This window comes from Brevundimonas pishanensis (assembly GCF_022750635.1).
GTDB classification, from domain to species: domain Bacteria; phylum Pseudomonadota; class Alphaproteobacteria; order Caulobacterales; family Caulobacteraceae; genus Brevundimonas; species Brevundimonas pishanensis.
In genome coordinates this window covers 273,996-297,057 of sequence record NZ_JAJKBG010000002.1, presented here as the reverse complement: position 1 = coordinate 297,057, position 23,062 = coordinate 273,996, and the positions used below count along the sequence as shown (strand labels likewise).

At 59.9% G+C, this 23,062-nt stretch carries 29 protein-coding genes and 5 tRNA genes; 7 read left to right on the top strand and 27 right to left on the bottom strand.

Annotated features, from left to right (window positions below):
- Positions 1 to 56 precede the first annotated feature (56 nt).
- Complete coding sequence (locus LOX95_RS05205) at positions 57 to 740, top strand: polysaccharide biosynthesis/export family protein (RefSeq protein ID WP_242913404.1); 684 nt, start codon at positions 57 to 59, stop codon at positions 738 to 740.
- 26 nt (positions 741 to 766) lie between these two features.
- Here LOX95_RS05205 and LOX95_RS05200 read toward each other — a convergent pair.
- The 8 genes from LOX95_RS05200 to LOX95_RS05165 form a co-directional block, all read right to left on the bottom strand.
- Positions 767 to 843, bottom strand: a tRNA-Pro gene (locus tag LOX95_RS05200).
- A 56-nt stretch (positions 844 to 899) separates the two neighbouring features.
- A complete protein-coding gene (locus LOX95_RS05195) occupies positions 900 to 1,373 on the bottom strand; it encodes a DUF192 domain-containing protein (RefSeq protein WP_242913403.1) in 474 nt (157 codons plus the stop codon).
- A 28-nt stretch (positions 1,374 to 1,401) separates the two neighbouring features.
- Positions 1,402 to 1,920 carry a cold-shock protein gene (locus tag LOX95_RS05190; RefSeq protein ID WP_242913402.1) on the bottom strand — a complete coding sequence of 173 codons (519 nt, stop codon included), beginning with the start codon at positions 1,918 to 1,920 and terminating at the stop codon, positions 1,402 to 1,404.
- A 223-nt stretch (positions 1,921 to 2,143) separates the two neighbouring features.
- Positions 2,144 to 2,218, bottom strand: a tRNA-Glu gene (locus LOX95_RS05185).
- 58 nt (positions 2,219 to 2,276) lie between these two features.
- Positions 2,277 to 2,351 (bottom strand) — tRNA-Glu (locus LOX95_RS05180).
- Between the two features lie 138 nt (positions 2,352 to 2,489).
- Positions 2,490 to 2,564, bottom strand: a tRNA-Glu gene (locus tag LOX95_RS05175).
- A 110-nt stretch (positions 2,565 to 2,674) separates the two neighbouring features.
- Positions 2,675 to 4,480, bottom strand: a complete 1,806-nt coding sequence (gene recJ, locus LOX95_RS05170) for a single-stranded-DNA-specific exonuclease RecJ (protein ID WP_242913401.1) — start codon at positions 4,478 to 4,480, stop codon at positions 2,675 to 2,677.
- A gap of 115 nt (positions 4,481 to 4,595) precedes the next feature.
- Entirely contained in the window at positions 4,596 to 5,042 is a 447-nt protein-coding gene (locus tag LOX95_RS05165) for a hypothetical protein (protein WP_242913400.1), read from the bottom strand.
- A 76-nt stretch (positions 5,043 to 5,118) separates the two neighbouring features.
- Here LOX95_RS05165 and phaC point away from each other — a divergent pair, with 76 nt between their 5' ends.
- Together phaC and LOX95_RS05155 are read left to right on the top strand one after the other, a co-directional pair.
- On the top strand, positions 5,119 to 7,026 hold the full coding sequence (gene phaC / locus LOX95_RS05160; protein WP_242913399.1) for a class I poly(R)-hydroxyalkanoic acid synthase: 1,908 nt from the start codon (positions 5,119 to 5,121) through the stop codon (positions 7,024 to 7,026).
- Entirely contained in the window at positions 7,026 to 7,403 is a 378-nt protein-coding gene (locus LOX95_RS05155; protein WP_242913398.1) for a hypothetical protein, read from the top strand. The genes phaC and LOX95_RS05155 overlap by 1 nt, the downstream gene beginning before the upstream one ends.
- Positions 7,404 to 7,451: 48 nt before the next feature.
- Here the strand turns inward: LOX95_RS05155 and LOX95_RS05150 are convergent, their stop codons facing one another.
- Positions 7,452 to 8,510: a COX15/CtaA family protein gene (locus tag LOX95_RS05150; RefSeq protein WP_242913397.1), complete on the bottom strand. Its 1,059-nt coding sequence runs from the start codon at positions 8,508 to 8,510 to the stop codon at positions 7,452 to 7,454.
- A 138-nt stretch (positions 8,511 to 8,648) separates the two neighbouring features.
- Here LOX95_RS05150 and LOX95_RS05145 point away from each other — a divergent pair, with 138 nt between their 5' ends.
- The 3 genes from LOX95_RS05145 to LOX95_RS05135 all read left to right on the top strand — a co-directional run bounded on the left by LOX95_RS05145 (position 8,649) and on the right by LOX95_RS05135 (position 9,984).
- Positions 8,649 to 8,900 (top strand): transglycosylase, encoded by a 252-nt coding sequence (locus LOX95_RS05145; protein ID WP_242913396.1) that lies wholly within the window; start codon positions 8,649 to 8,651, stop codon positions 8,898 to 8,900.
- Positions 8,900 to 9,094: a DUF2842 domain-containing protein gene (locus LOX95_RS05140; protein ID WP_242913395.1), complete on the top strand. Its 195-nt coding sequence runs from the start codon at positions 8,900 to 8,902 to the stop codon at positions 9,092 to 9,094. Before LOX95_RS05145 ends, LOX95_RS05140 begins: the two co-directional genes overlap by 1 nt.
- 125 nt (positions 9,095 to 9,219) lie before the next feature.
- Positions 9,220 to 9,984: a TylF/MycF/NovP-related O-methyltransferase gene (locus tag LOX95_RS05135; RefSeq protein WP_242913394.1), complete on the top strand. Its 765-nt coding sequence runs from the start codon at positions 9,220 to 9,222 to the stop codon at positions 9,982 to 9,984.
- A 68-nt stretch (positions 9,985 to 10,052) separates the two neighbouring features.
- Here LOX95_RS05135 and LOX95_RS05130 read toward each other — a convergent pair.
- The 7 genes from LOX95_RS05130 to LOX95_RS05100 form a co-directional block, all read right to left on the bottom strand.
- Positions 10,053 to 10,129, bottom strand: a tRNA-Pro gene (locus LOX95_RS05130).
- Positions 10,130 to 10,200: 71 nt separating this feature from the next.
- On the bottom strand, positions 10,201 to 10,590 hold the full coding sequence (locus tag LOX95_RS05125) for a MerR family transcriptional regulator (protein WP_242913393.1): 390 nt from the start codon (positions 10,588 to 10,590) through the stop codon (positions 10,201 to 10,203).
- A 2-nt stretch (positions 10,591 to 10,592) separates the two neighbouring features.
- Positions 10,593 to 10,922, bottom strand: a complete 330-nt coding sequence (locus LOX95_RS05120; RefSeq protein ID WP_242913392.1) for an integration host factor subunit alpha — start codon at positions 10,920 to 10,922, stop codon at positions 10,593 to 10,595.
- Between the two features lie 53 nt (positions 10,923 to 10,975).
- On the bottom strand, positions 10,976 to 11,953 hold the full coding sequence (locus LOX95_RS05115; RefSeq protein WP_242913391.1) for a beta-ketoacyl-ACP synthase III: 978 nt from the start codon (positions 11,951 to 11,953) through the stop codon (positions 10,976 to 10,978).
- Positions 11,950 to 13,017 (bottom strand): phosphate acyltransferase PlsX, encoded by a 1,068-nt coding sequence (gene plsX / locus LOX95_RS05110; RefSeq protein ID WP_282452667.1) that lies wholly within the window; start codon positions 13,015 to 13,017, stop codon positions 11,950 to 11,952. The genes LOX95_RS05115 and plsX overlap by 4 nt, the downstream gene beginning before the upstream one ends.
- 93 nt (positions 13,018 to 13,110) lie before the next feature.
- The gene (locus LOX95_RS05105; protein WP_242913390.1) at positions 13,111 to 13,632 is read right to left on the bottom strand and encodes a YceD family protein; all 522 of its coding nucleotides are present in this window, start codon (positions 13,630 to 13,632) and stop codon (positions 13,111 to 13,113) included.
- Entirely contained in the window at positions 13,629 to 14,156 is a 528-nt protein-coding gene (locus tag LOX95_RS05100) for a ubiquinol-cytochrome C chaperone family protein (protein WP_242913389.1), read from the bottom strand. Before LOX95_RS05100 ends, LOX95_RS05105 begins: the two co-directional genes overlap by 4 nt.
- A gap of 127 nt (positions 14,157 to 14,283) precedes the next feature.
- Between LOX95_RS05100 and LOX95_RS05095 the strand changes: the two genes are divergently transcribed.
- On the top strand, positions 14,284 to 14,727 hold the full coding sequence (locus LOX95_RS05095) for an outer membrane protein assembly factor BamE (protein WP_242913388.1): 444 nt from the start codon (positions 14,284 to 14,286) through the stop codon (positions 14,725 to 14,727).
- Positions 14,728 to 14,792: 65 nt separating this feature from the next.
- Here the strand turns inward: LOX95_RS05095 and LOX95_RS05090 are convergent, their stop codons facing one another.
- The 11 genes from LOX95_RS05090 to hemA all read right to left on the bottom strand — a co-directional run bounded on the left by LOX95_RS05090 (position 14,793) and on the right by hemA (position 22,913).
- Positions 14,793 to 15,218 (bottom strand): hypothetical protein, encoded by a 426-nt coding sequence (locus LOX95_RS05090; RefSeq protein ID WP_242913387.1) that lies wholly within the window; start codon positions 15,216 to 15,218, stop codon positions 14,793 to 14,795.
- 39 nt (positions 15,219 to 15,257) lie between these two features.
- Positions 15,258 to 16,247 (bottom strand): thiamine-phosphate kinase, encoded by a 990-nt coding sequence (gene thiL / locus LOX95_RS05085; RefSeq protein WP_242913386.1) that lies wholly within the window; start codon positions 16,245 to 16,247, stop codon positions 15,258 to 15,260.
- Positions 16,234 to 16,728, bottom strand: a complete 495-nt coding sequence (gene nusB / locus LOX95_RS05080; RefSeq protein WP_242913612.1) for a transcription antitermination factor NusB — start codon at positions 16,726 to 16,728, stop codon at positions 16,234 to 16,236. Before nusB ends, thiL begins: the two co-directional genes overlap by 14 nt.
- A 35-nt stretch (positions 16,729 to 16,763) precedes the next feature.
- A complete protein-coding gene (gene ribH / locus LOX95_RS05075; RefSeq protein ID WP_427846568.1) occupies positions 16,764 to 17,252 on the bottom strand; it encodes a 6,7-dimethyl-8-ribityllumazine synthase in 489 nt (162 codons plus the stop codon).
- Positions 17,222 to 18,355: a 3,4-dihydroxy-2-butanone-4-phosphate synthase gene (ribB, locus tag LOX95_RS05070; RefSeq protein WP_242913385.1), complete on the bottom strand. Its 1,134-nt coding sequence runs from the start codon at positions 18,353 to 18,355 to the stop codon at positions 17,222 to 17,224. The genes ribH and ribB overlap by 31 nt, the downstream gene beginning before the upstream one ends.
- Complete coding sequence (locus tag LOX95_RS05065) at positions 18,355 to 18,945, bottom strand: riboflavin synthase (protein ID WP_242913384.1); 591 nt, start codon at positions 18,943 to 18,945, stop codon at positions 18,355 to 18,357. Before LOX95_RS05065 ends, ribB begins: the two co-directional genes overlap by 1 nt.
- A gap of 3 nt (positions 18,946 to 18,948) precedes the next feature.
- Positions 18,949 to 19,575: a RibD family protein gene (locus LOX95_RS05060; protein WP_242913383.1), complete on the bottom strand. Its 627-nt coding sequence runs from the start codon at positions 19,573 to 19,575 to the stop codon at positions 18,949 to 18,951.
- Entirely contained in the window at positions 19,575 to 20,054 is a 480-nt protein-coding gene (gene nrdR / locus LOX95_RS05055; protein ID WP_242913382.1) for a transcriptional regulator NrdR, read from the bottom strand. Before nrdR ends, LOX95_RS05060 begins: the two co-directional genes overlap by 1 nt.
- A 13-nt stretch (positions 20,055 to 20,067) precedes the next feature.
- Entirely contained in the window at positions 20,068 to 21,351 is a 1,284-nt protein-coding gene (glyA, locus tag LOX95_RS05050) for a serine hydroxymethyltransferase (RefSeq protein ID WP_242913381.1), read from the bottom strand.
- 144 nt (positions 21,352 to 21,495) lie between these two features.
- The gene (locus LOX95_RS05045; protein ID WP_242913380.1) at positions 21,496 to 21,690 is read right to left on the bottom strand and encodes a DUF6898 family protein; all 195 of its coding nucleotides are present in this window, start codon (positions 21,688 to 21,690) and stop codon (positions 21,496 to 21,498) included.
- Positions 21,687 to 22,913: a 5-aminolevulinate synthase gene (gene hemA, locus LOX95_RS05040; protein ID WP_242913379.1), complete on the bottom strand. Its 1,227-nt coding sequence runs from the start codon at positions 22,911 to 22,913 to the stop codon at positions 21,687 to 21,689. The genes LOX95_RS05045 and hemA overlap by 4 nt, the downstream gene beginning before the upstream one ends.
- Positions 22,914 to 23,062 lie beyond the last annotated feature (149 nt).

Here is a 23,062-nt window from a genome sequence, read left to right as displayed (position 1 = left end):
ACCATAAATTTCGAACATTGGTTCGGGAGTTGGGATCGTCGGCTCGGGGGACATGCATGATTGACCGCAGGCTTATTCTGGCCGGCCTTTTAACCGGCCTTGCCGGTTGCGCGGCGAATGCATCACGCCCCGCCACAGGCCGCGCGATTGATACGGCTTGGAGTGATTTCGAGCCGCCTTATGTACTGTTTCCCGGCGATGAACTCGACATCGCCCTGCCCTCCGCGCCCGAGTTGAACCGCAGCGTTACGGTCGGGCCTGACGGCCGAATATCGATGCCCCTGATTGGTCATGTATCCGCTGCCGATCTCAGCCTCCACGAGCTGGAGACGCGCGTGTCGCAGTCACTGGTACCCCATCTTGTCCGACCCGCCGTCGAGATTACCCTACGCCGTGCTGCCCCGTCGAAGGTCTGGATAGATGGTCAGGTCAGGACGCCGGGCGGCTATGACCTGCCGGGTGAAGCCATAACGGTCTATCAGGCGCTGCTTTTGGCGGGAGGCGCATCCGTCGGTGCCCGCGCGGGCAAGGCGGTTTTGGTCCGTCGCGGCTCCGACGGCCAGCCGATGGTCCGCACGCTCGACCTTCGGGCACCTGCAGGAAATGCGCCACGTGCACGTCGAGGCGACATCATCTTTGTGCCACGGAATACTGTTGGTGAGATCGGAGCCTACATGACCCAGGTGCGCGACGCTCTACCGGTCGGCTTCAGCTATGCCCTTAACGGGCGCTGGAACTAGGCTCGAAATGCAGGGAGATTATTCCGTGGTCGGGGCACAAGGATTCGAACCTTGGACCCCCTGCTCCCAAAACAGGTGCGCTACCAGACTGCGCCATACCCCGAGCCGCGGAAGACGCTCTAATGTCACGTCAGAGACCGGACTGCAATAGAAAAACTTCTACGGTTTGAAGAAGTTGTGTTTTACGACATCGCCGGGTTTGGCACCGATTTCGTCGGCTCGACCTGCGCGCAACTCTACCACGCCGTTGGCTGCACCGTACGACGGGATGGGCGTTTCGGAATAAGGCGTCGCGTGTTTGGCAATCGAGACGATCTTGCCGTCAGGAGCCACATAGATAATGTCGAGCGAGCTTGGAGTGTTGCGCATCCAGAAAGACTGCTCGCGCGCCGTAGGAAACTGGAACAGCATCCCGCGATCATCCGCGAGCGGCGGACGGAACATCAGGCCCCGAGCGCGCGACGCGTCGTCATCGGCGATCTCGACCAGAAACTGGTGCTCGCCTGAACTCGTGACGATGGAGAGCGGCTCCAGCGGGCGGCCACGTTCGTCGACGGCCTGTTTGCTACCGGCACAAGCCGACAGTGCAAGACCCGCAGCGACCAATACCAATGTACGGCGCGTGAACTTCATGGAATCGCCTCCAGTTGAGGCCACAAACTTACTGCGCCGGACGAATTTCGGCTACCACCAATCCTTTAGGACCTTCGGCAAAACGCACATCGACCGCGTCGCCGGGCAAGAGGTCTTCGAGACCGTTGCGGCGCAAGGTTTCGACATGCACGAAGATGTCGCCCTCGGCGCTGTTACGCACAACGAAGCCATACCCCTTGGTTCGGTTGAACCATTTAACGACCGCGGGCTCCATTTCGCCAATCGGCGTAGCCGAAATACCGCTGCGCTGAATCAACGGGCGCTGCGGACGCGGCTCGGCGACCGGCTCGGCCAGATCCACGATGCTCACAACCTGCCAGCCCTTGGCGCGGCGGGCGCAATCAATGCTGATACGGGCCCCTTCCTCTGCATCTTCGCGACCCAAATCGCGCAGACTGCTGACGTGAAGCAGGACATCCTTCATGTCGGTCAGGCTCGGGTCATCAGGCACGATGAAGCCGTAGCCCTTCCCCGGATCGAACCATTTTACACGCCCCTCGACGCGTACCGAATCGTTTTCTTCCATCCCCACATACCCAAGCAAAGCAGACAAGGCATTCAATCTAAGCGAGAAGCTTCTATTGAACGAACAACGAAACGTAACACAAATTAACTGTCCCGCAGAGTGAAAAATGATTCTTTCAAAGCGGAGCATTAACTGCGCATACGAACGGCCGCATTGACCAGCGCACAGAGCAGTCAAACGGTTGCAAGCAGTCGATTGTAAGGGTTTTCTAACGAAAACCGCGTGGCAGTCCCTAGGGGAATCGAACCCCTCTTTTCAGGTTGAAAACCTGACGTCCTAACCGATAGACGAAGGGACCGCAGCGCGAATATTGTTTGTAATGCCACTTATCCGAACAGCTCGGAGGCGACATCGCGTGGCAGTCCCTAGGGGAATCGAACCCCTCTTTTCAGGTTGAAAACCTGACGTCCTAACCGATAGACGAAGGGACCGCAGCGCGAGGAGCGGGCATTTAGCTGCGTTCTAACTTTGATGCAAGCCCGTATTTTACCATTGGGCCGATCTTCCAACAGAAGAGCGAAACCGTGATGAAATCCGCGCCCGAACCGAAGCTCGAAAACAGGTCCGCGTGGCAGTCCCTAGGGGAATCGAACCCCTCTTTTCAGGTTGAAAACCTGACGTCCTAACCGATAGACGAAGGGACCGCGTCGCGAACGAGTGGCTTGATAGTGGCCAATCTCGACGATGGCAACCGGTGCCAATCGATTTTCTGTATTTTTTTTCAAAGACCTGCGAGCGGTGAGCCTTGCCCGCCTCAGCCACCCATACGGGGATCGGCGACGTCCTCGATTTCCATTTGCACACCGCGGCGGCCATTCCAGTCGTCAGCCTTGAGACGGCCCGCAACGCAAAGCCCGCCCTGCCCTGACAGCAAGGTCTTGCCCAACGGCAAATCGGCACAGCGCCACGAGATTGCACGCACCGACGCTCCGTCGGGACCGACCAGTCGACACCTGACGTGGCCGCCATTCATCGCCATGGGCTCCCTCACCTGCATATGCTCCATGCCGAACACGGGCTCGGGATTGGCAGGGCCATAAGGAGCCAGTTGTTCGAAACTCTCGAACAGGTCGCGCGTCGCTGAGCGTGCATCGATCAAGGCATCGATCTCGACCCAGTCCAGCGCAATCGCGGCTTCTTGCTCGCCGGACAGTTCGGCATTCAGGAACTGACGCAGGGCATCAATCTTTGCAGTCTCTACCGTCAGGCCAGCGGCCATCGAATGCCCGCCACCGGCAATAAGTACGCCGGTTTCCCACGCCTTCTGGACGGCCCGCCCCAAATTCATACCGAGTTGAGAGCGACCGGAGCCCTTGCCGATGCCAGTGACCGGATCCAGACCGATAACCACAACCGGCTTGCGCCACCTCTCCCGCAGACGTCCTGCGACGATACCTACGACGCCAGGGTGCCAGTCCTCGCCTGCCACCACGACGCAGCTTGATTCGTCCTGATGGGCACCGGTGGCCTCGACCATGCGGATAGCCTGATCGGTGACTTCGGCCTCTACGTCACGACGCGCGCGGTTCAGCATGTCCAGTTCTTCGGCGAGCATGGCGGCTTCGCGCGGATCGTCGGTCGAAAGCAGCTTCGCACCCAGATCGGATTTACCGATTCGCCCCCCCGCATTGATGCGAGGGCCCAGAACAAATCCGATGGTCTGGGACTTGGCCTCGCCCAGTTCCGCGCCCGCAGCGCGCATCAGTGCGGCAAGGCCGATATTCTTCCAGGCCGACAGACTGCGCAGTCCAAGGCTGGCCAGAGCGCGATTGAAACCCGTCAACCGCGTAACATCGCAGATGGCCCCCATGGCTGCCAAATCCAGCCATTGACGGATATCCGGCTCCTGCTTGTCAGCAAACAGCCCCCGTCGCCGGCCCTCACGGTTCAAGGCTGCCAGAAGAACGAAAACCACACCCGCAGCCGCCAGATTGCCCTGCCCCGAGCCGCAACCGGGCCGGTTCGGATTCACCACGGCAAGACATTGTGGCGGTTCTTCACGCATCATGTGGTGATCGATAACCACCACCTTCAGTCCGATTGCGGAGGCATGGGCCACGGCCTCGTTCGCCGCCGCGCCACAGTCTACCGTGATAACCAGATCGGCACCGCTGGCCTTCAGGCGGTCAAAAGCTGGCGCGCTGGGGCCGTAGCCTTCTTTCATGCGGTCGGGCACATAGATCGGCAGTTCCGCGCCCACACACCGGAACCAGCGCACCAGCAAAGCCGCGCTCGATGCACCATCCACATCATAGTCCGCAAAGACGTGAATGCTCTCCTTGGCCTCGAGTGAGTCGAGGATGGCATTGGCCGCCTTGTCCATGTCCATGAAGCTGGACGGGTCCGGAAACAGAGCCCTCAAGGTCGGGTTCAGGAAATGCGTTCCGTCGTCCGCCGCGACCTCGCGCGAGGCCAGCGCCCGCGACAGAGCCTCCCCCAACCCCAGAGTTTGCATATGGGCGCGTGTTACCGTCGGATCGGCCGGTCGCATACGCCAGTTACGGCCCGACATGGATCGGCTGAAACCGAGAAACGGTTGCGGGGTCAGGTCATCCGCCATTGCGGTCTTTCATTTCCTCGAACGGGTGGCCACCCGCAAGGTGGCATCAGCATCGCAAGGCGACGCTGATTCTAGGGTGAACATAAGACGACGACAAAGTCGGTCGCAGTCCGCTTTAGCGCAGCGGACGATCTACCGGTGGCGGTGCCTTGGCCCGTTGCCGCAGCGATTGAGCGAACGCTTCGATTTCAGCGGGCGTGCTGAGGGTCGGTATTTCCACACGATCTTGGGCGATACGCTGACGTAACGAAGCCGCATACTGCTCGGCGTCGTCATCGAGTGTCCAGTCGATGGCGCTGATTTGACGGTTTAAACCCGCCTGCGATTGTTCGAGCTGGTTTACGGCAGTACGCACATAGGCGGGCGTCGGCACATTCACGGGCGCAAGCGGAAAGTCTTCCAAACGCGGATAATCACGCTTTTGCGCCACTTTTTGCTCGATCTCGGCGACCAGTGGCGAGGACGGATCCGTCGGCGGATTCGTGGCACAGGCCGACACTGCGCCGCAAACTGCAACAACAGCGATCGACCGAAGCGAGAATTTCACAAGATACGCGTTCATTTCACCTACCTACATATGCCAACATGCGACTGTGAGAAAGGCGCGAGACTGCTTGGCGCCTCCGGGAGGACGGGTAATGGCTAAAGCTGCAACACCGACCACGCGTAAAAAGGCTGCGCCAAAACGCAGTTCCAAGCCCGCTGTGGGCACGCCAGAGGGCCAAACCCAAGCCCCCTCGCCGGAAGAAGCCGCCGACCAACGCCAGCCCCAAGGACTGGGGCAGGACCACATCCAACAGATCGAGCAGTTGTCGCTCAATCTGGCCAAGGCGGCGATGCTGGCCCAGTCCGCTGTAGCCGAAGCCGCCCTCACCCAAGCCGATCGTCCAGCAGCGCTCAGCGCCGATCCCTTCAATGTCACCCCCGCCATGGGGGCGGTGATGACCAGTCTGGCCGCCAAGCCGGAAAAACTGTTCCAGGCCCAGGCAGACCTGTTCAATCGTTACATGGGGCTTTGGTCCTCGGCGACCCGTCGGGCATGGGGTCAGGAAGACGAGACGCCCCCCGCAACCGACAAACGGTTCCGCGACCCTGCGTGGTCCGAGAACCCGCTGTTCGATATGATGCGGCAGTCGTATCTTACCACATCCGACTGGATGAATAACCTTGTCGCCAGCGCCGAGGACATTGATCCCAAGGTCAAACGCCAGGCCCAGTTCTTTACCCGCCTGCTGACCGATGCCCTGTCGCCGGCCAACTTTCTCGCCTCCAATCCGGTGGCCCTCAAGGCCCTGACGGAAACCAATGGCGAGTCGTTGGTGCGCGGCATGCAGAACTTCGCCTCGGATCTGGAGCGCGGGCGCGGACGGCTCTCTATCCGCCAGACTGACGACAGCAACTTCAAGGTCGGAGAGACGGTCGCCACCACTCCGGGTCAGGTGGTTTGGCGCGATGAACTGTTCGAGCTGCTGCAATACGCGCCTACAACCGAGCAGCAGCACTCCATTCCGCTGCTGATTTTCCCGCCCTGGATCAATAAATTCTACATTCTGGATCTGCAGCCGTCGAACTCGATGGTCCGATGGCTGACCGCTCAGGGCTTCTCTGTATTCATATGCTCGTGGGTCAATCCGGACAAGGACAAGGCCTCGCTGGGCTTTGACGACTATCTGGAAAAAGGCATCTATCGCGCAATCGAAAAGGTGCTGGAGCAGACGGGTCAAAAGACCACCAACACCGTGGGCTACTGCATCGGCGGAACCTTGCTGGGGGCCGCCTTGGCCCATGCCGCTGCCAATAAGGATACGCGCATCAACAGCGCGACCTTCTTCGCGGCACAGCACGACTTTTCCGAAGCAGGCGATCTGACGCTGTTCACGGACGAGCACTGGCTGGCCGAGATTGAGCGCCAAATGGATGAGGCTGGCGGCGTATTGCCCAGCACGACCATGGCCGAGACCTTCAATGCATTGCGCAGCAATGACCTGATCTGGTCGTTCTTTGTATCCAACTATCTGATGGGCAAATCCCCGCAAGCCTTTGACCTGCTGGCGTGGAACTCCGATCAGACGCGGATGCCAAAGGCGCTTCATCTGGCCTATCTGCGCTTGATGTACGGGCAGAACTCGCTGGCCAAGGGCGAGCTGACGTTGAAGGGGACGCCTATCAAGCTGGATCAGGTAAAAATCCCGCTTTATTTCCAGGCCAGCCGCGAAGATCACATCGCTCCTATGCGCTCGGTCTACCGGTCGGCCAAACTGTTTGGCGGCCCAGTCACCTTTACGTTGGCGGGATCGGGTCACATCGCCGGGGTCATCAACCACCCCGACGCTGTGAAATATCAGCACTGGACCAACAGTGCCCTTCCCGAAACGGTCGAAGAATGGCAAGCCGACGCCGAAGCTCACCCAGGCAGTTGGTGGCCACACTGGGCCAATTGGCTGGCGGGTCACTCTGGAAAAATGGTCACCGCGCGTGATCCGCAAAAGGGGCCCCTCGCCCCTCTCGAGCCGGCACCCGGCTCCTACGTTAAGGTAAAGTCTTGATGCGTTTAGAACCCAATGCCCTGCTAGCCGTCACAACGGGTTGCTCGCTGGGCGTTTTGATCGGCAGCGCCGCGATATTCGGTGCGCCCGGCCTGCTGCTGAAATATGTGATCATTGCGGTCATCGTGACGGCCGCCTTCCCGCCGCTCAACGCCATAATGCGCCGTCGCATGGGTCTGCCCACGACTAAAATCATCACGTTGGAATCCGAGCGCTCGGCCATGTGGGCCACGCTGTATCCCGCGATGATTACCCTGCTGGCGATCGTGCCGCTTATTTTCAGCGGACGCGACTATGGCATCCTCATCATCGTGGGTGCCGTCTGGTTCGGCGGAACCATCAGTTCGGCCCTGCTGGAACGAAAAGAGTCCCATTAAAGAATAAAGCGCCGGAGGCTGAACCTCCGGCGCTTTTTTAATGGGTCATCAGCCTCGTGGGCCCGAACTGAAGATACGCGGGCGCGACCGGCGAACCAACCAGAGGTTCAAAGTGGCGATACCAAGCACGAGCGCGGCAATCGCCTGGTGCAGAACACCCAGGGTGATCGGCACCGCGTACATCAGTGTCGCGATACCAAGGATGGCCTGCACCCACACAGCCGCCGCCAGCAGATAGGCCGAAACGCCCGATCCTTCCGCGATACGCCAGCGCCATGCATTGACGGCGTAAAGCGTCACCGCGGCCAACAGGCCATAGGCTACGAGGCGGTGGTTGAACTGGACCAACCCCTGATCATGCAGGAAGGCCAGCCCACCCATGCCCCACTCGACCGGCGGGAACACGGCACCGTTCATCAAAGGCCAGTCGGTATAGACCATGCCGGCCTTGGAGCCTGCGACCAGCGCGCCCAGAAGGCATTGCACGAAGACAAGCACCAGCAATGCCGTTGCACCCATCGTCCAGCCACGCGGCGCGCGGTTGAACTCTTCACCGGACCAAGCTTCGAGAGCAGTCCAGATCAGCGCGGCGAAAATCAGGAACGCCAGCCCAAGGTGCACGGCCAACCGCTCGGGAGCCACATCGACGCGCTCGCTCAAGCCCGAACTGACCATCCACCATCCGATCAGGCCTTGAAGCGCGCCCAGACCCAGCAGGACGACACTGCGCCAGATCAGGCGGCGCGGTATCATGCGCATAACAAGGAAGGCGATGAACGGAATTGCGAACACAGCCCCGATCAGACGCCCGATGACGCGGTGTAGCCACTCCCACCAGAATATCCCCTGGAATTCCTGAAGCGTCATACCAGCGTTGACCAACTGGTACTGCGGAATGGCCTTGTACTTCTCGAAGGCCAACATCCATTGCTCGTGATTCAGCGGCGGAATGGTGCCCATGATGGGCTTCCATTCAGTGATGGACAGACCCGATCCGGTCAGCCGCGTCACACCGCCTACGACCACCATGGCGAACACCATGGCAGCACAAACGAACAACCAGACAGCCACAGCGCGGCTGCGCGTAGATTCACCAAAACGCATCATTCGACGCCTGCTCTTTGCCCCGATATGGAGACCGCCTATCGTCTTACGGTCGTGAGAGGGGTATGCCCCTGACTCGCGGCGATTTCGAGTCGCATTCGTCAGCCTAAGCGTCACGGTTTGTTCAGGAGCACCTTTTTCATGCCGTACATTGAGATGGCCGCAACGGCTGTGGTTGCTGTCGCACTGGCCTGGCTGGCCGATATTGTAACCGGACGACGAGATCTGCCGGGCTTCATCGTGGTCGCCCTGACTGGCGCGGCGGGTGGTGCCTTCCTGACACTGCGCGTCTTTGCCTTGAGCACCATCGATAGCTGGCTATGGCCCATGGGTGCCGCCATCGGTGCCGTTGCCGCCATCGTTCTTTATTTCCTGTTCCGGAAACAACGCTAATGAACCCGCGCCTGAAACGTTTCATCGCCACGGTCGGCGTTCTGGCCTTCCTCACCTTCTGGGTCTGGGGTGCGGTTACGCTGAACGGGTTTCTACCCGACATCTGGTGGGTCGATCTGATCTTCTTCACCGTTGCCGGTATCGGTTGGGGCGTGCCTCTCATTCCCCTTCTGCGTTGGGCTGAGCGGGACTAGGTCATAGGCTTCGCGCTAAGGGCGCGTTTCGAGGCACCTATACATACCCACGGTTGTGGAGTTATAGATGACATCAATAGCGTAGCTTGAGTTGGTTTCTGACGGGGGGCCATCAGGAGACGTCGATGTCTGCACTCCTACGCGCTGGTTACAGCGATCTACCGCTTCCGCCGATTGATCTGACGAACAAGATCATGGGCGGCCGCAGCATCTATGACGGCACAGTGCGCGGTGTCGGATTGGAATACGGCGATCTTGCCCAACGGATCGAGCAGCATCCGTTGTTCATCGAGGCGTGTCACAACGCCCAGCGCCGCTCGGTGATGCACTATCACCGCACCATGAACCTGTTCCTGCTAATCGCGCTCTATTTCGACAGTTTAGAGAGCAAGGACATTATTGAGTTCGGCTCCTATCGGGGCGGTAGCGCCATCTTCATGGCCACCCTGTTGGCGCGTCTCTATCCGGATGCACGCATTTTTGCCTGCGACACATTCGAAGGCATGCCACCGACCGACAAGGAACTGGATCACCACAGCGCCGGAGATTTTTCCAATTCCGACGAGGCCGAGATCAACGCCTATGCCCGGTCAATCGGGCTAACCAATCTGATCACGGTGAAAGGGCTGGTCGAGGACACTTTCCCTGCGCGGTTCGATCCGGATCACCGGTTTGGGCTGGCGCATATCGACCTCGATATCTACCACCCGATCAAATACATCCAGCACGCCATCTATCCGCAAATCGTGAAGGGCGGATACATGGTCTACGACGACGCGACCGCATCAAGCTGTATCGGCGCGACCCAGGCCGTCGAAGAATGGATCGCGCAGACCGGGGCCCGAAGCGAACAGATCTACCCCCACTTCGTATTTCGCGCACATCTTTAGAGAAGTTACCGGACAGCAAAAAGGGCACCCAAAGGTGCCCTTTTCTATGCCAGTTCCCCGGGAGGAAATGGTCGGAGCGACAGGATTCGAACCTGCGACCCCTTGACCCCCAGTCAAGTGCGCTACCAGGCTGCGCCACGCTCCGATGCGGCTTCGTATAGACGGCCAATCGGCCTACCGCAAACCAAAAAACGGCTTATGAACAATAAGCTGCGCCTAGCGCGAAAGTACCGACGTTAAGCTAGCCTGCGCCGCTTCGATCTGGACCAACACATGGGCCAGACGGCTTCGCGCAGCATCGTCAAGCGGGCGAGCCGATACCACAGCTTCGGACGCGACGTCGGACTGCGCACGCGGCGTGCGCGCCTTCTTTTCTTTGTATAGACGCTCTACCCCTTTGATCGTCATGCCTTCGTCGTGCAGCAGACGACGGATATCCTTCAAAAGTTGGATATCTTCAGGACGATAGAAGCGCCGTCCCCCAGCCCGCTTAACGGGCTGGATGACGTCCAGCTTCCCTTCCCAAAATCTCAGCACGTGCTGAGGAACACCCACCTCGTCGGCGGCTTCGGAAATGGAACGGAAAGCTTGGGGACTCTTGGACAATCTCAATCCTCGACTACGGCGTCGTGGACCCTCGACTTCATGATTTGGGATGCACGGAAGCTGATGACACGGCGCGGATTAATCGCGGCCGGTTCGCCAGTTTTCGGGTTACGACCCATGCGGGCCCGCTTTTCCCGGACTTGAAACACGCCGAAGCCGGACAGTTTGACCGTCTCGCCGCGCTCAAGGGATTCAACCACTAACTCGAGCGTACGTTCTACTAGACCAGAGCATTCCTGGCGCGAGAGGCCCACTTCTTCGTGGACCGCATCGCACAAGTCTGCTCGGGTGAGGGTGTGCTGTGCCGTCACTTGCGTCTCCCCGTTGATCATCCGGGAATCATACAAAGCCAAAACAGCGAAAAATCAAAGCACTCTTTGCAAAATCACAGGCGGAAGGCGCAAGCGCCCCAGGTCAAACCGCCGCCCATAGCTTCGATTACGATCAAATCACCGCGTTTTATGCGGCCATCCTTGATCGCAGTATCCATAGCGAGCGGAATTGACGCAGCAGACGTGTTTGCGTGCATATCGACGGTGGAGACGACGCGATTCTCGTCCAGGCCAAGACGCTCGCCGACTCCGCGGATGATTCGTTGATTCGCTTGGTGCGGTACGAACCAGTCGATTTCCGGAATGGTGATGCCCGAAGCTTCGGTTGCAGCAACGATCGCTTCGGAAATGTTCACCACAGCGTGGCGGAACACCTGATTACCGATCATGCGCAGATGACCCACGGTGCCAGTGGTTGCCGGACCGCCATCCACGTACAAAAGCTCCGACTTCGAGCCGTCGCAACGCAGGGCAAAGCCCAGCACGCCTTGATCTTCCTTGGTTCCAGCCCCTTCACGAGGTTCGAGAACAAACGCCCCCGCCCCGTCGCCGAACAGAACGCAGGTTGTGCGGTCGGACCAGTCCATCAGACGGGTCATTTCCTCGGCTCCAATGACCAGAGCGCACTTCGCGTTGCCACGCGAGATGAAGCCGTCCGCCACGCTCAACGCATAGACGAAGCCCGAGCAAACGGCCTGAACGTCAAATGCGATACCGACCGGAGCGCAAAGCTTGCTCTGAACCAGTGCAGCCGTTGCGGGGAATGTGCTGTCGGGGGTGGTCGTCGCCACGATGATCAAATCGACGTCCGCAGCGGTCTTGCCCGCATCGGCCAGCGCGCGTCTTGCGGCTTCTACAGCCAGGTCGCTGGTCGGCTGGTCGTCAGCGGCACGGTGGCGCTGACGGATGCCGGTGCGTTCGACAATCCACTCGTCGGACGTGTCGACCGTCTTGCTCAGTTCTTCATTGGTGACGATGGTTTCGGGCAGGAAGGACCCGACCCCCGTGACGGCCGTTCTGATCAAGCTCACTCACCAGACTCCACTTCGGCCGTCGCGACGTTTTCCGCCATCTCGGCCATACGGGCCAGATTGGCACCAACCTTGGTTAGATAATCACTGCGGGCCAGATCAACAGCCACACGGATCGCATTGCCGAAACCTTCAGCGGATGCGCCGCCGTGGCTCTTCACCACCAGACCGTTCAGGCCGAGCAAAGGGCCGCCGTTGACGGTGCTGGGGTCGATCTTGCGCGACATCTGCTTCAGAGCCGGCATGGCGATCAGGGCACCGATCTTGGACTGTATACCCGACTTCAGCGCGTCTTTCAGAAGCGCACCAATGAAGCGAGCGGTCCCCTCAGCGGTCTTAAGCGCGATATTGCCGGTAAAGCCGTCCGTCACGATGACATCCACCGTACCCTTGGCAATGTCGTCACCTTCGACGAAGCCGTGATAGTTGATCGGCAGATGGCCCGTACGAAGCATGGCATGGGCTTCACGCACTTCGTCGTGACCCTTCATTTCTTCAGAGCCGACGTTAAGAATTCCGACCGTCGGGTTCTTGGTGCCATGCACCGCCGATTGGAACGCCTCGCCCATAATGGCGAACTCGACCAGTTGCTTGGCGTCGCTGCCGATATTGGCACCCACATCCAGAACCGACGTCGTGCCGCGCAACGTAGGCCACGAAGCCACGATGGCCGGACGTTCCAGGCCCGTCGATTGCATACGCAGCTGCAGTTTCGAGATTGCCATCAGCGCGCCGGTATTACCCGCCGACACGACTGCTGCAGCTTCTCCAGTTTTAACGGCCTCGATTGCATTCCACAGGCTGGAGCCTTTACCGCGACGCATGGCCGTTGCCGGCTTTTCATCCATGGCCACCACCTTGTCGGTATGGCGAATGGTGATGTGGGCGTCGGTCAGACCGTTCTTGGCCATCTCGCCCAGAATTGCGGCTTCGTCGCCATGCAACAGGAAGTGGACGCCCTCGCCGCCATAGCGGGCGCGGTAGGCTTTGACGCCACCAACAACGACCGAGGGGCCGTGATCGCCACCCATGGCGTCTAGAGAAATCAGGGTCGAGGATGCCAAAATCGTCGGGTCTCCGGCACCGCATTTCGCGGTGGATACTGGGGGATTGCGCACAAATGTCGCAGGATTGGATGCTACCAAGGCGACGCTAGGTCAACCTTCGCTCTTGTCTTTCAATGCTTTCAACGCCGCAAACGGCGAGATTTCTACCGGCTCGGGCGGCTGCACGAACACGGCACCGTCTTTGCGCGGGAACGGATCAAGCGACAGGAAAAGCTGCTCTACAGCGTATTGGCCCAGATCGATCTTGCCATCCTCGACTTCGTCGGGAAACTCGTCGTCGAGTTCGATATCAATCTCACCGTCCTCGTCGGGTTCTTCTTCGGTTATCTCGACCAGATTGACGACGAAGTTCCGATCGATGCTGACCGGAATAGGCTCCAGCGTCAGACCACAGCTCTGCACAGCCTCTGCAACCACGCGGCCCGTCATGCGCCAGCCCGATACGGTCGGGGTTACGGACACGTCAGCGGTAAAGCTGTCCAGCGACGCCAGACTCAGCGCCTTGGCAATCTTGGTACGCTGCGCGGCATCCGGCTCAAGGGTGCGGGTCAGGCCCGCGCCGATCTGATGAAGGCGGAGGGGTTCGCTGTAAGGGAGAGGAATCTCGTTCATTCGCTAATTTGCGCCCATTTGGGTTGGCGTTCAATCTCGGCAATCGTCTGGGTGGCCAAGGCTTCGTGGCTGGCGAAGGCATAACGGGCCAAAGCCTCACCCTGCTCCACATCGGACGTTTCATAGACGTTACGTGCGATCGACGCAGTCATGCCCGCCACGTCATTATCGGTAAGCGCCTTTTCGTAGCTGGCCATACGACCATAAAGCGCCTCGCCGAGCTTACGCATCTTCTTACCTACCGAAACATCGCCGACGCCAAGCTCGCGCAGAACATTGTCGAGGGCCGATACATATTGATCGAACATGGCCTGCGCCAGGTCCGCCCCGCGCTGACCGTCATGGCGCATGCGGACGAAAAGCAGCAGGACATGGAGGGTATAAAGCTCGAATCTGGCATCGATGCGGTCGGCCACGCCCAGATCGGTATAGAAGGCCGGCTGGCGAGCCTGCTCCACGGCCAGCGAATAGAGGTCTAGCGCCTCACGATGGACAGGTTTGGCTTTGAATAGTGATTTGAACATATTATTTCACGACCCTCTTTACTCCGCGACGTTGCACTAAGGCGCTACGGACGCTAGGTCAAAGAGCTCGTTTCGCAGAGGCCCATCGCAGATGCTCCGCACTAAGTCGCTTCTCGCCGTCATTTCCTTGACTGTCCTTACCGCTGCCTGCGCCCCGCGCATCACGACTCAGGGCTTTCAGGTAATCGATAATAAGCCGGACGACATCGTCGTTGGTACCGACACGCGCGAGACTGTGCTGTCCAAGTTGGGCTCGCCCTCGACCTCGTCGACGTTCGAATCAGAAAACGTCTGGTACTACGTCACCCAGGTGACCGAGCGTTACACCTACTCGACGCCTAAGGTGACCCAGCGCAACATCACCGAGATCACCTTCAACGAAGGCACCGGCGTTGTTGCGGCGGTTCGCAACGTGGATCTGGATGACGGTCTGCAGATCGCGATGATCAAGCGCGAGACCCCGACCCGTGGACGCTCGCTGACCATCCTCGAGCAGCTGCTGGGTAACGTGGGCCGTGGCCAACTGCCGCGAACCGACGAAGACGTGCCGGGCCAACAGCGCCGCGACTAAGGCTTAGGGCACTCTCAAAAGATCAAGGCTCCGATTTTATCGGGGCCTTTTCTTTGCGCGAAATCTCAGACCGGATTGCGCACACGCATGCGAGGGGTCTGTCTAACAACCTCGACCCGTAGCACGCTTCCGCGTCCAAGCTGGGTGTTGGCGATTTGCATCACCGCTGCGGCCAAGGCCCGCTCGTCCAGCCGGTTCCAGTTCCGCGCTTCACCAAGCGACCGCCGATGTCCCTCGCGGATCAGTGCGTCGCGGATCGCTGTATTCTTGGCGCGTGCCTGTTCCGGAGCCAAACCGGGCTTCAAATGAAGCTTCATCTCGACAAAGACGTGGTTTCGCACCCGCCCGTCCGCGATGATCGGCAGACCGACGCCGGTCAAGGTTACCCAAGCGGCCTCGGGCGGGGCAGCCGCCTCAGGTGAAGCGGCCAACGCCGCGGTCGGCGCAGCGGCCAGTATCAGAGCAAGGGCGGCGAGAGATCGAACAAGCATGCCGCGAACGTACAGCTTAGCCGTTAGCAACTGATTGCCTCAGTCGTGGGAATAGCCTGTCACTTCGGGCGTTATGTCCTGACCGCGATAACGCACGACCAGCCCCTCGCCCGCCACAACCGAGCCAATACGGGTCAGGCGCACATGACGGCGCTCGGCCTCCCGACGCAGCGCCTCTTCGGTGGAAGCCGATGCGGTGAAGAGAATTTGGTAGTCATCACCACCCGACGCCAACTGTTCCAGCGCCGCCTGCTCATCAACCCGTCCATCAAACCACGCGTCCGCAGCAGCAGAGCGCGGCGTCACCTCGAGGTCGAGAACAACGGAGCAGCCACTGGCCGCGGCGATGCGACCTGCGTCGGCCATCAACCCATCCGAGACATCGGCACTGGCACTGGCCGACTTCAGGATCACCTCGGCAAAGTCGGTTTGGGGCATGGGCGTGCGATAGACCCGCTGTAGATACTCGAGCCGGTCCTGCGCCAGATTGAGCGTGCCCTGACAGGCCTGAAGCCCCAGCCAGCCGTCGCCGATCGCTCCCGTGACAAACACAGCGTCGCCGGGACGCGCGCCGCCGCGATGCACAGCCCTGCCTGCGGGCACCCAGCCCAGCATCGTCACCGAAAATGACAACGGACCGGGGGTGCGGACCGTGTCGCCGCCTATGAGTTGAATGTCGAAAAGCGCCTGATCGCGTCGCAGCCCTGCGACAAACAGTTCGCGCTCCGGCCAGCCGCATCGTTCCGACCAATGACAGGCCAGCAGATAGCCAAATGGCACCGCACCCTTGGCCGCGATGTCGGACAGGTTCACGCGAAGCAGCTTTTGCGCCACTTCGTCCAACGGGTCTTCAGGAAGGAAGTGGACCCCTTCGACCAAGGCGTCCTTGGTGAGGATCAAGTCAAATCCCGAGCGGGACGGAAGGGCAGCGACGTCGTCAGCCAGCCCCCTCGCCCACTCGGGATGGGCCAGCGGCTTCAACAGCCGCTGGATCGTCTCGAATTCGCCTACAACGTCAATCGCGGGCATCGCGAGCCACAGCGTCCAGCGCTGCGTTCACGAACTTGGCCTCTGCATCGTCGAAGAAGGCCTTAGCCAGCTCGACATACTCGTCGATGACGATTTCCAGTGGCACTTCGGATTTGTGCTTCAGTTCCCACGTGCCGCAACGCAGCAGCGCACGAACGGTCGAGTCCAGACGCTCCATGCGCCAGTTCGACGCCAGATGCGCCTTCACCAGCGTGTCGATAGCGGCCTGATCCTCAACCACACCGCGTACGATGTCCGCGAAGTAGTCTTCGTCGGCTTCAGCCAGCGTTTGACCCTCGATATCACCATCGAAGCGGAAGTTGCGGAACTCGCGGACCACCTTCTCGACCGGCTCGCCGACCAGTTCCATCTGGTACAGCGCCTGAACGGCAGCCAGACGGGACACGGTACGGGCGCGGCGCTGACGGCTGGTCAGTTGCGGTTCGGCATTTGCCTTATCCGCCTCGGCCAGTTGGGCCATGACTTCGGCAACGGTTGCGGGTTTGGGGGCGTCCGTCACGAAGCCAGTCCTTTGGTTAGTCGTTTACGCAGGTTGATTAGGTCCAGGCAGGCACGGGCTGCAAAGCCGCCCTTATCTGCTTCCGAACGCTTGGCGCGGTGCCAGGCTTGATCTTCGTCTTCGGTCGTCAGAATACCGTTACCAATGGCCAGGCCCTTGAGGCCCAACTCCATGATACCGGCGGCCGATTGGTCGGCGACGATCTCGAAGTGGTAGGTTTCACCACGAATGATGGTGCCCAGCGCGACATAGCCGTCATAGCGCGGTGCGGTCGGCAGTTTACCTGCCTCATTAGCCATGGCGATTACAGTCGGGATTTCGAGTGCGCCCGGTACGGTAACAACGTCAAATTCGACGCCTTGCGAACGCAGAGCATCGGTTGCGCCGTCCAGCAGCGCATCAGCGAGATCGTCGTAGAAGCGTGCCTCGACAATGAGGACGCGATAAGGATCGGTCAGGATTGGTCTTCTCCGTCCATATCGCACCAGCCGACAATACGAAGGCCGTAGCCATCGAGCGCCGTCGGGTTGGGGCGGTTGGAACTCATAACAGTCATGTCGCGCACGCCCAGATCCAGCAAGATCTGCGCGCCCACGCCGTAATTTTTAAGGGCTCTATCAGCTGCCGCAGGTTGGTCGCCACCGACCAGACGCTCCGAAAGCCTGTGAAGGCCCGGATCACGCAAAAATACGGCAACGGCAGGGCCGTTGTGCTCGCTCATAGCCTTAAGTGCGCGCGGGATATAGTCCTGACGCGCCTCGATATGGCCAAGCAGATCGGCTGCAAAGTCGATCTGGTGCATGCGAACACGGGTCACCGTGTCGGGGTTGATCTCGCCCTTGATCAGAGCGACATGCTCGTGGCCTTCGATGGTATTGCGATAGACCACCATGCGGAACGTACCGCCATAGATACTTTCGAACGGAGTATCCAGCGTGCGCTCGACGAAGCGTTCGGTTCGGCGGCGATAGGCGATCAGGTCGGCAATCGTACCGATCTTGAGCCCGTGCTTTTGTGCAAAGGCGACCAAGTCCGGCATGCGGGCCATGGTGCCGTCGTCGTTCATGATCTCGCAGATCACGCCTGCGGGGATCAGGCCAGCCATACGGCTAATGTCTACCGCAGCTTCGGTGTGACCGGTGCGAACCAGCACGCCACCCTCACGCGCGACCAGCGGGAAGATGTGACCGGGCGAGACGATGTCGTCGGCACCCTTGGTCGGATCGGCAGCTACTTGAACAGTACGCGCACGGTCAGCCGCCGAGATACCGGTCGTGACGCCTTCCTTCGCCTCGATAGAGACCGTGAAAGCCGTGCCCATGCTCTCGCGGTTTTCCGCAGCCATCGGCGGCAGGCGAAGCTGCTTGGCGCGTTCAGCCGTAACCGCCAAACAAATCAGGCCACGCGCGTGCTTGGCCATGAAGTTGATCTGGTCCGGCGTCGCGAACTGGGCCGGAATGATCACGTCGCCTTCGTTCTCGCGGTCTTCCGCATCCACGAGGATGTACGGACGGCCGTTACGGGCGTCGTCGATGATGTCTTCGATCGGGCTGATCGGGCTGTCGGGGATGGCGGACGTCAGTTGCATTATGCAGTCTCCTGCCACCGCGCGAGGTATCGCGCCAGCATATCAATCTCCAGATTGACCTTATCCCCTACCTTTAGCGTACCCAAGGTGGTCGCTTCCCAGGTGTGGGGGATGATGTTCACGCCGAACTCTTGGCCTTCGACCTCGTTCACGGTCAGCGAAACGCCGTCGACGGTGATCGAGCCCTTGGCCGCGATGAAACGGTGCAGCGGAGCCGGAGCCTCAAAACGAATGCGGTGCGAGCCGTTCTCCGGCGTGATCGACACAACCATGCCCAGACCGTCGACGTGGCCCGACACGATGTGACCACCCAGTTCCGAACCCAGGGTCGCCGCACGTTCCAGATTAATGCGCGAACCTTCAGCCCACTCGCCCAGCTTGGTCTTGGACAGGGTTTCGGCCGAAACCTCGACTGCGAACCAGCCATCGCCCTTTTCGGTAACGGTCAGGCAGCAGCCTGAATGCGAAACCGAAGCGCCAAGATCAATCGTCGAGGTGTCCCAGACCGTTTCGATCTCGTAACGCCAGTCGCGTTCCGTGCGGCGGACGTCGCGGACGCGCCCGATATCAGTGACAATGCCTGTGAACATAATTCATGCCTTCTCGTAGCGTTCCCACAGGTCGTCACCCAAAGGCGAAACCGCAAGACGCTTGAACCTTGGCGTATCCGAAAGTCGGTCAAAACCGAGATCAGCTACCGCTGGACGTCCCTCGTGGCCCAGCAGCACCGGAGCTCTGAACCACTCGATTACGTCGACCAGCCCTGCCTTTACAAAGGATGCGGCCACGCGGCCACCGCCTTCGATCAGAACACTGGTAATATTTCTGTCGGCTAGAGCGGCCAATACCGCCGCTGGATCAGGACGCCCCTGCCCGTCTGCCTCTACGCGAACCACCTCGGCATCACCCAGCGCCAAGGGTTCTGCCGTAGTAAGCACCAATGCGCCAGTTAGAACACGCGCATCGACGGGTGTGCGCAGACGGCTATCCAGTACGACACGCAACGGGTCGGGATGCTGTTCATCCGGTACCCGGACATTCAGTTGCGGATTGTCGCATAGCACCGTTTCAACACCGACCATGATGGCCGCATGTGCTGCACGAAGCCGATGGCCTTGCAGGCGCGACTCCGCACCCGTGATCCACTGGCTCTCACCCGACGCCATAGCGATACGGCCGTCCAGAGACGTCGCCAGTTTAAGGGTGACGCGCGGGCGCACTAGTCCAGACCGGAGCGCGGCTTGGCCTCGTCAAAGCCTTCTTCGCCGAGGAATTTGGCGAAGTCGCTGGTGTGACGGAAGTCTTTGTAAACCGAGGCGTAGCGGACATAGGCTACTTCATCGACGCTCTTGAGCGCCTTCATGATGAAGTCGCCCACGACGCTGGACTGGATTTCGGTTTCACCGAGGCTTTCCAACTGGCGCACGATGCGGCTGACCAGTTGTTCGACCTGATCCGGCTGAACCGGGCGTTTACGCAAGGCAATGCCCAACGAGCGTTCCAGCTTGTCCCTATCAAACGGGGTGCGGCGGCCATTCCGTTTCAGAATGACCAATTCACGCAGTTGAACGCGCTCGAAAGTGGTGAAGCGCCCCCCGCATTGCGGGCACGAGCGACGGCGACGGATAGCTGACCCGTCATCCGACGGTCGGCTGTCCTTCACCTGAGTGTCGCCATTTCCACAGAAGGGGCACTTCATTCAAATCAATCCCTTAGCGATAGATCGGGAAGCGATTGGTGAGCTCGCGAACCTGAGCAGCGACCGAGGCGATCACAGCCGGATCGGCTTCATCGCCACCATTCATCGACGAAACGACGTCGGCGATCCAGTGACCGATTTGGCGGAACTCGTCCTCGCCGAAGCCACGGGTCGTGCCAGCCGGCGTGCCCAGACGGATGCCCGAGGTGACGGTGAACGGAGCCGTGTCGAACGGCACGCCGTTCTTGTTGCAGGTCATCAGAGCCTTTTCGAGCTCATGCTCGGTGGCCTTGCCGGTCACGCCCATCGGACGCAGATCGACCAGCATCAGGTGGCTGTCGGTGCCGCCGGTGACGATGGCCAGACCGCGCTCGATCAGGACTTCCGACAGAGCCTTGGCGTTCTTCACGACTTGCTGGGCATAGAGCTTGAACTCCGGCTTCAGTGCTTCACCGAAGGCCACAGCCTTACCGGCGATGACGTGCTCCAGCGGGCCGCCTTGCAGGCCCGGGAAGACTGCCGAGTTGATCTTCTTACCCAGATCCACGTCGTTCGACAGGATCATACCGCCGCGCGGACCGCGCAGGGTCTTATGGGTCGTGGTGGTGACGACGTGGGCGTGCGGCAGCGGGTCAGGATAAACGCCACCGGCGATCAGACCGGCATAGTGCGCCATGTCGACCATCAGGTAAGCGCCGACGCTATCAGCGATTTCGCGGAAGCGCTTGAAGTCAATCTCGCGCGCATAAGCCGAAGCGCCGGCGAGGATCAGCTTCGGCTTCTCGCGCTCGGCCATTTCGGCAACGTTGTCGTAGTCGATGGTGTGGTCGTCTTCACGGACCTTATAGGTCACCGGACGGAACCACTTGCCCGACTGGTTGGCGGGCGAGCCGTGGGTCAGGTGACCACCACAAGCCAGATCCATGCCGAGGAAGGTGTCGCCCGGCTGCAGCAGGGCGAAGAACACAGCTTGGTTAGCCTGTGCGCCCGAGTGCGGTTGAACGTTCGCGAATTGGGCTCCGAACAGCTTCTTGGCGCGCTCGCGGGCCAGATCTTCGGTGATGTCGACGAACTCGCAGCCACCATAGTAGCGACGACCCGGATAGCCTTCGGCGTATTTGTTGGTCAGGACCGAACCCTGAGCGTCCAGCACCGCCTTCGAGACGATGTTTTCAGAAGCGATCAGCTCGATCTGCTCCTGCTGGCGACCCAGCTCGCTTTGAATGCCGCCGAAAATCTCCGGATCTGCGTCGGCCAGAGATTTGGTGAAATAGGAGTCGTGGGTGAAGGCGGTCACTGTGAGAATCCCGAAGGCTGTGGGGAAAACGGTGCTCCTATCTAGGCCGCGTCGTCTCTAACCACAATATCTAAGGGCAAGGTTGGCACCCTACCCCATTATATCGCGTGCCGAGTACCGTTTGAGCTCCGCCAGTCGGCCAGATCAGCCCGACGTCATAGCCAGCGCACGCCGCAGCTTTGCGATAGCGACACGCTCCACGCCTCTGGGATCGTTGGCCGAGCCCATCGCGCTCACTTCACGGCCTGTGGCGACGTGAACTGCGGAGCATTTCAAATATGTGCCGTTACGAACGAACTCGACGATCACTTCGCCGAGTTCGCCAGTGTTCGTGTTCACGCAGCGACCGGTTGACGCGCAACGTTGCAGTGCGAGAACAGCTTGTCCATCGCGTCGACCAGCTTGTCCATCATGTCGTCGTCATGGTTGGGCGACGGAGTAAAGCGCAGACGCTCGGTCCCCTTGGGCACGGTCGGATAGTTGATCGGCTGAACGTAGATGCCGTACTCGTCCAGCAGCATGTCCGAAATCTTCTTGCAGTGGACCGGATTGCCGACCAGCACCGGAACGATGTGGCTCTCCGACGGCATGACCGGCAGGCCAGCAGCGGCGAAACGGTCTTTCAGCGCCTGAGCGCGTTCCTGATGCTGCTCGCGCAGTTCAGGGTGCGTCTTGAGGTGGCGAACCGACGCCAACGCACCAGCGGTCAGTGCCGGCGGCAGCGAGGTCGTGAAGATGAAGCCCGAAGCCCACGAACGCACAGCGTCGATAATCACAGCGTCGGCCGCAATATACCCGCCCATGACGCCGATAGCCTTACCCATGGTGCATTCGATGATGTCGATTTCGGCCAGAACGTCGTCACGCTCGGCCACACCTGCGCCGGTCGCGCCGTACAGGCCAACCGCATGGACTTCGTCCAGATAAGTCATGGCGTTGTACTTACGGGCCAGAGCGATGGTCGCCTTCAGGTCGGCAATATCGCCGTCCATCGAATAGACGGACTCAAACGCAATCAGCTTTGGTGCGTCGGCAGGTGCTGCGGCCAGCAATTCTTCCAGATGCGCCAGATCGTTGTGACGGAAGATATGGCGCGGGCCACCGCCGTGACGAATGCCTTCGATCATCGAAGCATGGTTCAGGGCGTCAGAGAAAATGATCAGGCCCGGCAGGACTTTCTGAAGCGTCGAAAGCGTCGCTTCATTGCCAACGTAACCCGAGGTGAAAAGAAGCGCGGCTTCCTTCTGGTGCCAACTCGCCAGTTCAGCTTCCAGATCAACAGCCGAACGCGTCGTACCCGAGATGTTGCGGGTGCCACCGGCACCGGCACCAACACTGTCCAGCGCTTCGTGCATAGCCTCCAGAACAACCGGATGCTGGCCCATGCCCAGATAGTCGTTCGAGCACCAGATGACGACGTCTTGTTCGGTGCCATCTTCACGACGGCGTACAGCCTTCGGGAATTCTCCACGCACGCGTTTCAGGTCCGCGAACACGCGATAGCGGCCCTCGGTACGTACCTGCTCTACAGAGTTTTGAAAGGCGGATTTATAGTCGAACAAGACTGCGTTTCTTTTCTTTATAAAGGCGTTAGCTTATTTGCGCTCTTGATAACCGCTTGTCCACGTTAGCGGCAGGACAAAATGACCCAGTTCGACCAACTGATAACGGTTCGCAGCCAAGGTTAGGGAAACAGACCGGATTTCAAGGT

Bases quoted from the DNA above. Each gene is read 5' to 3' on its own strand.
- LOX95_RS05190 (WP_242913402.1), bottom strand. From the start codon at position 1,920: ATGGAAGAAAACGATTCGGTACGCGTCGAGGGGCGTGTAAAATGGTTC.
- LOX95_RS05205 (WP_242913404.1), top strand. From the start codon at position 57: ATGATTGACCGCAGGCTTATTCTGGCCGGCCTTTTAACCGGCCTTGCC.
- LOX95_RS05135 (WP_242913394.1), top strand. From the start codon at position 9,220: ATGTCTGCACTCCTACGCGCTGGTTACAGCGATCTACCGCTTCCGCCG.
- LOX95_RS05155 (WP_242913398.1), top strand. From the start codon at position 7,026: ATGCGTTTAGAACCCAATGCCCTGCTAGCCGTCACAACGGGTTGCTCG.
- LOX95_RS05100 (WP_242913389.1), bottom strand. From the start codon at position 14,156: ATGTTCAAATCACTATTCAAAGCCAAACCTGTCCATCGTGAGGCGCTA.
- recJ (WP_242913401.1), bottom strand. From the start codon at position 4,480: ATGGCGGATGACCTGACCCCGCAACCGTTTCTCGGTTTCAGCCGATCC.
- nusB (WP_242913612.1), bottom strand. From the start codon at position 16,728: ATGGCCCAACTGGCCGAGGCGGATAAGGCAAATGCCGAACCGCAACTG.
- thiL (WP_242913386.1), bottom strand. From the start codon at position 16,247: ATGCCCGCGATTGACGTTGTAGGCGAATTCGAGACGATCCAGCGGCTG.
- LOX95_RS05120 (WP_242913392.1), bottom strand. From the start codon at position 10,922: ATGATCAACGGGGAGACGCAAGTGACGGCACAGCACACCCTCACCCGA.
- LOX95_RS05165 (WP_242913400.1), bottom strand. From the start codon at position 5,042: ATGAACGCGTATCTTGTGAAATTCTCGCTTCGGTCGATCGCTGTTGTT.
- LOX95_RS05145 (WP_242913396.1), top strand. From the start codon at position 8,649: ATGCCGTACATTGAGATGGCCGCAACGGCTGTGGTTGCTGTCGCACTG.
- ribB (WP_242913385.1), bottom strand. From the start codon at position 18,355: ATGCAACTGACGTCCGCCATCCCCGACAGCCCGATCAGCCCGATCGAA.
- LOX95_RS05105 (WP_242913390.1), bottom strand. From the start codon at position 13,632: ATGAACGAGATTCCTCTCCCTTACAGCGAACCCCTCCGCCTTCATCAG.
- LOX95_RS05090 (WP_242913387.1), bottom strand. From the start codon at position 15,218: ATGCTTGTTCGATCTCTCGCCGCCCTTGCTCTGATACTGGCCGCTGCG.
- LOX95_RS05195 (WP_242913403.1), bottom strand. From the start codon at position 1,373: ATGAAGTTCACGCGCCGTACATTGGTATTGGTCGCTGCGGGTCTTGCA.
- phaC (WP_242913399.1), top strand. From the start codon at position 5,119: ATGGCTAAAGCTGCAACACCGACCACGCGTAAAAAGGCTGCGCCAAAA.
- nrdR (WP_242913382.1), bottom strand. From the start codon at position 20,054: ATGAAGTGCCCCTTCTGTGGAAATGGCGACACTCAGGTGAAGGACAGC.
- LOX95_RS05065 (WP_242913384.1), bottom strand. From the start codon at position 18,945: ATGTTCACAGGCATTGTCACTGATATCGGGCGCGTCCGCGACGTCCGC.
- LOX95_RS05150 (WP_242913397.1), bottom strand. From the start codon at position 8,510: ATGATGCGTTTTGGTGAATCTACGCGCAGCCGCGCTGTGGCTGTCTGG.
- LOX95_RS05140 (WP_242913395.1), top strand. From the start codon at position 8,900: ATGAACCCGCGCCTGAAACGTTTCATCGCCACGGTCGGCGTTCTGGCC.